Origin of the sequence: Dyadobacter sp. (assembly GCF_051859145.1) — a bacterium.
Taxonomy (GTDB): domain Bacteria; phylum Bacteroidota; class Bacteroidia; order Cytophagales; family Spirosomataceae; genus Dyadobacter.
The window spans coordinates 1-6,585 of sequence record NZ_JBHYGF010000244.1 but is presented as its reverse complement, the minus strand read 5'-3'; the positions used below and the strand labels follow the sequence as shown (position 1 = coordinate 6,585).

Here is a 6,585-nt window from a genome sequence, read left to right as displayed (position 1 = left end):
CCCAGACCAGCCGGTCGCGTTTGATCCCGTCCCAGAGGTATTCCTGCATATTCAAATGCACCGTGTAAGCGCCTACATTCCAGATCTCGTTGAGCCGATCATCGCTGGACTTGAATGAGCCCAGGTAAGGAATATCCCTGAACTCGAAAACCGCCCGGACTTCTTTCAGTTGCAACTCCCTGTTTGGATCCACCAGATCAATGCGTGCGAAACGAAAACCCGAATTACCAACCTGCATACTGCCCAGCCAGGGCACTTCGATCACAAAATCGCGCATCGCATGATCGTTCGTCGCGCCTGAAACCGTGTCGATATCCGACATTGCCTCACTGACCGATTCTCCAAAACGGATCCGGATGCGGATCGGCTTCTGGTTAGCCGGCTGGTCGGTAATGAGCTGGATACCGCCCTGAATTTCTTTTCCAAAATCAAACAGGATACCCGGCTTTTGTTCTCCATTACTGATCATCCTGCAATAATTCTGATGTACCAGATCCGCCTGCCCCGAACCTTTCCCGAGCAGTTTTTGTGCATCTACGACGCTGGTTCCTGTTTTATCAGAACTCCACACAATCCGCTGTGGCGTCAGGTAATGCTTTACGCGGGAATCTTTCTGACTTTGATAAGACTGGTCAAAAATCGGCGGAAGGTCCTGCGACTCTGCCGTTTGCGCAAAAAACAATAGCGCTGATCCCAGCAGTGGAAAGTACTTTTTAAACATAAAGGCTTAGGATAGATTGTAATATGGAAGGAAAATAAATGATTATTGTTTTACAAACTAGCCTGTTGTGTCCTGCTGCCTGTGCCGCATTCAGGCACTATACGCTAAAAGCAGTTAAAAACCGTTACAATTTTGTCAGTGCTGCTTTTACCTCTAATTTTGACACTGCCTAAACCACCAGGGCCATGAATGTGAAGGAAAACAACCCGCGGGACGGACTACCCCCGTTCGTCAATAGCTGGCGACAGCTTTATATTGTAATGATCGCCACACTGGCTGTGTTGATCCTGCTCTTCTATCTATTTATGAGACACTTTCAATGAACTACCTTGACTGGATTGTACTTTCCCTTACATTAATATTTGTTGTTTGTTACGGAATATACCGCAGCCGCCAGAAACAGACGGTTGACTCTTTTCTGCTGGCAGGACAGTCCATGCCGTGGTACCACGTGACTTTGTCGCTCATGGCCACGCAGGCCAGTGCCATTACATTCCTCTCGGCGCCCGGACAAGCCTACACCGACGGGATGCGCTTTGTCCAGTTCTATTTCGGGTTGCCGCTGGCGATGGTGGTACTCTGCATTACATTCGTTCCCAAATTCAGCAAGCTCAAAGTTTTTACCGCCTACGAATTCCTGGAAAGCCGGTTTGATCTCCGTACCCGCGGACTCACTGCCTTTTTGTTCTTATTACAACGCGGCCTTTCCACCGGCCTTTCCATTTACGCGCCTTCACTGATCCTGTCTGCGATCCTGGGCTGGGATATTACGTGGACCAACATTATCTCAGGCGGCATTGTAATGCTTTACACGGTAGCCGGCGGCTCGCAGGCAGTATCGCATACGCATTTGCAGCAAATGGGCATTATTACTGTGGGAATGATTGTGGCGGGCGTGATGGTCGTCAAATTCCTTCCCGACAATGTTTCCTTTTCCGACGCGGTACACGTAGCCGGGAAAATGGGGAAGGTGAATTCGATCGATTTCAGTTTTGACCTTAATAACCGCTACAATGTATGGTCCGGATTGATCGGCGGCTTTTTTCTGCAACTCTCCTATTTCGGTACCGACCAGTCGCAGGTGGGCAGATTTTTGACCGGCAGCTCTCAGGGACAAAGCAAGCTTGGCCTGGCGATGAACGGGCTTTTAAAAATACCCATGCAATTTCTGATCCTGCTCGTCGGCGTACTTGTTTTTGCATTCTATCAGTTCAATACCCCGCCGCTGTTTTTCAACCAGACTGTGGTAGATAAGGTAAAAAAAACCCCTTATGCTGCCCAGTACCAGGAGCTTGAAAGAAAACACGAGCAGGTTCAGGATCAGAAGCGGCCTTACGTGATGCAGCTGACCAAGGCACTGCGGGAAGACGATGAGAAGGCGATCCGTGAGAACGGGAATATGCTGGCTGCAATGGACAAGAAAGTAAATGACCTGCGGGCAGATGCCAAAACGCTGCTTTCCAAGGCAGACGGCAGCGAGATCAATGATGTGAATTACATTTTCCTTCGTTTCGTGATCGATTACCTGCCCGTCGGAATGGTCGGGTTGCTGATTGCAGTAATCTTATTGGCTTCAATGGGTTCGGTAGCGGCAGCCTATAACTCGCTTGCTTCCTGTACGGTTGTTGACATTTATAAAAGGATGATCCGGAAGGACAGCGACGACCGCGACTATGTCAAAGCTTCCCGCTGGGCTACGTTTTTCTGGGGTATCTTCTGCATTTTCGTCGCCCAATATGCGTCCCGGCTGGGTAGTATGATTGAGGCAGTTAACATTTTGGGTTCCCTGTTCTACGGTGTGATCCTCGGTATTTTCCTGGTTGCATTTTATTTCAAGAAAATCGGCAGTCGCGCAGTATTCTGGGGTAGCGTGCTCGGGGAGATTTTTGTAGTAATCAGCTATATGACGGAACTGACTGCCTTTTTGTGGCTGAACCTCATTGGCTGCGTGCTGGTGATCGCATTCGCGTGGATCATCGAGTCAATTTGGCCTGAGCCTGCCCGGCAGTCCGCTTGATAACTCACTGGCACCACATTCAGCATAATTCCTTCTTTTTATAAAATTCTTTAAAGAAAATGCCGCTTATAGCGGCTTTTTCCACTGTAGACCTGAAACTATTCTTGCGCTTTAATCCTTAATAAATGCAATTGGGATGTTTGGAAGCTTTTTCTCACGTCTTCTATGTAACCGTTTGTTACAAGATTTTACCTTAATGTTTCCCAGTATGTTGCCGCATTTCTCCTTCCTTCTAAGGTTTGATCTGCTGTTTGTGCCCGCAGACAGCTGACGCCATTCAGCTCGTGTTAGTACAATCCCATTTGCAGATCACATTATCTTTTTTATTCAAAATCATTTACTAAATGAAGTATTGGTCAAAGCCACAAAAACTATTGCGTTTGGCAGTTGGCTCGGCAGTCCTGTTATTGAATTCTTTTCACGTATTGATTGGCCAGGCGATTACCAAGCCAGCCGATCAGGCGCCCGTACTTGAACAAGCTACATTGCAGGATGTTGTTGCCTACGCAATCAAAAACCAGCCAGTGGTCCAGCAGTCGCTGATCGATGAGCGCATTACCGAAAACCAGATCAGAAGCCGACTCGCCGACTGGTACCCGCAGATCAATTTCAATTACAATCTGCAGCACAACTTTATCGTGCAAACCAGCATTATTGCGGGAAACCCTGTCAAGCTCGGTGTTAGTAATATCTCCTCGGCACAGTTTACCCTCTCGCAGCAGATCTTTAACCGCGATGTGCTGCTGGCTAATCAGACCAAGCGGGATGTGCAGTTGCAAGCGAGCCAAAATACGTCTTACAACAAAACCGACATTGCTGTTAATGTTTCCAAAGCATTTTACGATGTACTGGCTACAACCCAACAGATTGATGTTGCCAATGAGGATATCCTGCGTCTGGAAAGAAGTTTGAGAGATGCAGAGAACCAGTATAAGTCTGGCATCGCCGATAAGATCGACTTCAAGCGTGCGACCATTACACTCAATAATACCCGGGCCAACAAGAAGAGCAACGAGGAGCTCTTGAAAGCGAAACTCGAATATCTTAAATCGTTGATGGGCTACCCGGCCGCACAGCCTCTTGTGATCAGCTACGACACGTTACAAATGGAACGCGAAATTGCGTTGGACACCATGCAAACTGTTGATCTGAACACGCGTATCGAATATCAGTTGCTCGCTACCCAAAAGAAACTTGCAGAAGCCACTTTGCAGTACAATAAATGGAGCTATCTGCCAAATATCTCTTTGAACGGAGCCTATAACCTGAACTTCCAGAACAACCAGTTTACTGACCTGTACAATAAGAATTACCCGAACTCCTTTGGCTTGCTGACATTGTCATTGCCGCTTTATCAGGGCGGTAAACGAAAAGCCAATACACAGGCGGCAGAATGGGCAATCAAGCGAATAGATTGGGATATCAAAGGTTTGCAACTGAATGTGAACTCGGAATATGCGCAGGCTCTGGCGGGTTACAAAGGAAATCTGACAAACCTTTTGGCACAAAAAGAAAACATGGACCTGGCACGTGAGGTCTACGACGTCATTCAGCTGCAATACAAATCCGGTATCAAGACTTACCTGGAAGTGGTTACTTCAGAGACGGATCTCAGGCTTGCCAGGATCAACTATTACAATGCATTATATCAGGTATTGGCCAGCAAAATAGATGTGCAAAGGGCCCTGGGCCAGATGAATTATTAAGCGCCCTGTATAACTCCTGTTTTAAGATATTAATGAAAAACTACCCTATTATGTTTTTAAATAAAACTCCTTATTACGCTGCAGCATTACTGGTGAGTATCCTAAGCTCCTGCGGTAAAAAAGAACAGCAGCAGCAGCCCACACAACCCCCGGCTGTACCTGTTACACTGATTGAAGTACAAACAGCTGATGCTGCCTACTTTGATGAATATCCTGCCACTGTTACTGCACTTAACGAAATAGAGCTCCGCCCGCAGGTGACCGGTTTTGTGACTGGCATTCATTTCAAGGATGGTGCGCGTGTGAGAAAAGGCCAGCTCTTGTACTCCATTGATGCGCAGCTTTACAGCGCCAACTACGATCAGGCAGTTGCCAACCTGAACGTTCAGGAAGCAAACCTGGCGCGGGCGCAAAAAGATGCAGATCGTTACCACGAGCTTGCAAAAAATGACGCGGTAGCGAAGCAGCTGGTGGACAATGCAGATGCGGCTTTGGAAGTTGCAAAAAGACAGGCAGATGCGGCCAAAGCCAACATCAGGGCTGTTCAAACCAGTGTCAACTATACCAAAGTTACAGCGCCATTTGATGGTGTAATCGGTATTTCTGCCGTGAAAGTAGGTGCAGCTGTCACTGCCGGACAAACGGTACTGAACACGGTTTCAACTGACAGTCAGCTGGCAGTTGATTTCAATGTGGATCAAAAAGAGATTTACCGCTTCACGGAGCTGATGAAAAATACGAAAGCTACGGATTCCACTTTTACATTGAAGTTTGGAGCAGATGTTTATCCTGCAACCGGTAAGCTCGCCTTGATCGACCGCGCGGTTGACCCGCAAACCGGCACCATTAAAACCAGGCTTGTCTTTCCAAATAAGGACAACACCCTGCGTTCGGGCATGAGCGCGACCGTACGTGTACTTAACAATGCAGCAGCCAAATCTGTGGTGATCCCCAATAAGGCAGTTACCGAGCAGCTTGGCGAATACTTCGTATATGTTGCAGGCGATAGCAGTAAAGTGAGCCAGCGCCGCGTGGTACTTGGAACGGCGATCGGCGCCAACATTATCGTCAAAGAAGGACTTAAAGAGGGCGAGAAAATTGCAGTAGAAGGCGTACAAAACCTTAGAGAAGGAGCTGTTATCCAGGCGGGTAAGTGATCCTGTTCTCTTCCAGCATTTAATATAATCCAGTAAAAATGATTGCAGATATTTTTATAAAAAGGCCTGTCACAGCGATTGTAGCATCGGTTGTGCTGGTACTTGTCGGTTTAATCGCCTTAACTACGCTCCCCGTTGCGCAATACCCCGATGTTACCCCTCCCACTGTGACGGTGAGCGGGAACTTTACGGGTGCCGACGCCCAGACCGTTGAGCAAACCACGACCACGCCTATTGAAACGCAGATAAATGGTACGCCGGGTATGACTTACATGTCCAGTAACTCTACCAGCAGCGGACAAAGCAGCATTAACGTTGTTTTCGATGTGGGAACTGACGTAAATATCGCCGCATTGGACGTGCAAAACCGCGTGAGTGTTGCCGAACCTACCCTGCCGGATGCTGTAAAACGGCTTGGTCTGACCGTAAGAAAACGCCAGCCGAGTATCATGATCGCGCTTGCATTGTACTCGCCGAATGGAACGCACGATGCCCAGTTCATTGGTAACTATGCAAACATTTATTTGAAAGACGCATTACAGCGCGTCAAGGGAGTTGGTGATATCATTTCAAGAGCGGATGACTTTGGTATGCGGATCTGGCTTAACCCTGAAAAGCTTGCTACCCTGCGCATGACACCCGCAGACATTTCAGCTGCATTGGCTGAACAGAATTTGCAGGTTGCTGCCGGAACAATCGGCGGTACGCCCCAACCCAATCAGCAGAGTTTTGAATACAGCGTACTGACAAACAGCCGCCTGTCTACTAAAGAGCAGTTTGACGATATCATTGTAAGATCTTCACCATCCGATGGAAGTGTTGTTTATCTCAAAGATGTAGCCCGTGTTGAGCTTGGAAAGTTTGATTATGGTGTCAATGCATTTGTTAGTGGTAAGCCTGCTGCCTTCGTCTTGATCTATCAGGCGCCGGGTGCCAATGCGCTTGCAACCTATGATGGGGTTATCAAGGCTTTGACAGAAATGA

At 47.8% G+C, this 6,585-nt stretch carries 5 protein-coding genes and 1 pseudogene; 5 read left to right on the top strand and 1 reads right to left on the bottom strand.

The annotated features are described in order from the left end of the window. Positions 1 to 721 (bottom strand): annotated as a pseudogene (locus ACTIE6_RS14765) (alpha-L-rhamnosidase); the annotation flags it as partial. Between the two features lie 185 nt (positions 722 to 906). Here ACTIE6_RS14765 and ACTIE6_RS14760 point away from each other — a divergent pair. The 5 genes from ACTIE6_RS14760 to ACTIE6_RS14740 all read left to right on the top strand — a co-directional run. Beyond that, positions 907 to 1,044 carry a hypothetical protein gene (locus ACTIE6_RS14760; RefSeq protein WP_439557370.1) on the top strand — a complete coding sequence of 46 codons (138 nt, stop codon included), beginning with the start codon at positions 907 to 909 and terminating at the stop codon, positions 1,042 to 1,044. Beyond that, positions 1,041 to 2,738: a sodium:solute symporter gene (locus ACTIE6_RS14755; RefSeq protein ID WP_439557369.1), complete on the top strand. Its 1,698-nt coding sequence runs from the start codon at positions 1,041 to 1,043 to the stop codon at positions 2,736 to 2,738. The genes ACTIE6_RS14760 and ACTIE6_RS14755 overlap by 4 nt, the downstream gene beginning before the upstream one ends. 344 nt (positions 2,739 to 3,082) lie before the next feature. Beyond that, positions 3,083 to 4,444 carry a TolC family protein gene (locus ACTIE6_RS14750; protein ID WP_439557368.1) on the top strand — a complete coding sequence of 454 codons (1,362 nt, stop codon included), beginning with the start codon at positions 3,083 to 3,085 and terminating at the stop codon, positions 4,442 to 4,444. Positions 4,445 to 4,494: 50 nt separating this feature from the next. Further along, positions 4,495 to 5,601, top strand: coding sequence for an efflux RND transporter periplasmic adaptor subunit (locus ACTIE6_RS14745; RefSeq protein ID WP_439557367.1), 1,107 nt, complete (start codon positions 4,495 to 4,497; stop codon positions 5,599 to 5,601). A gap of 38 nt (positions 5,602 to 5,639) precedes the next feature. Continuing rightward, a partial coding sequence (locus ACTIE6_RS14740; protein WP_439557366.1) for an efflux RND transporter permease subunit occupies positions 5,640 to 6,585 on the top strand: 946 nt, incomplete at its 3' end.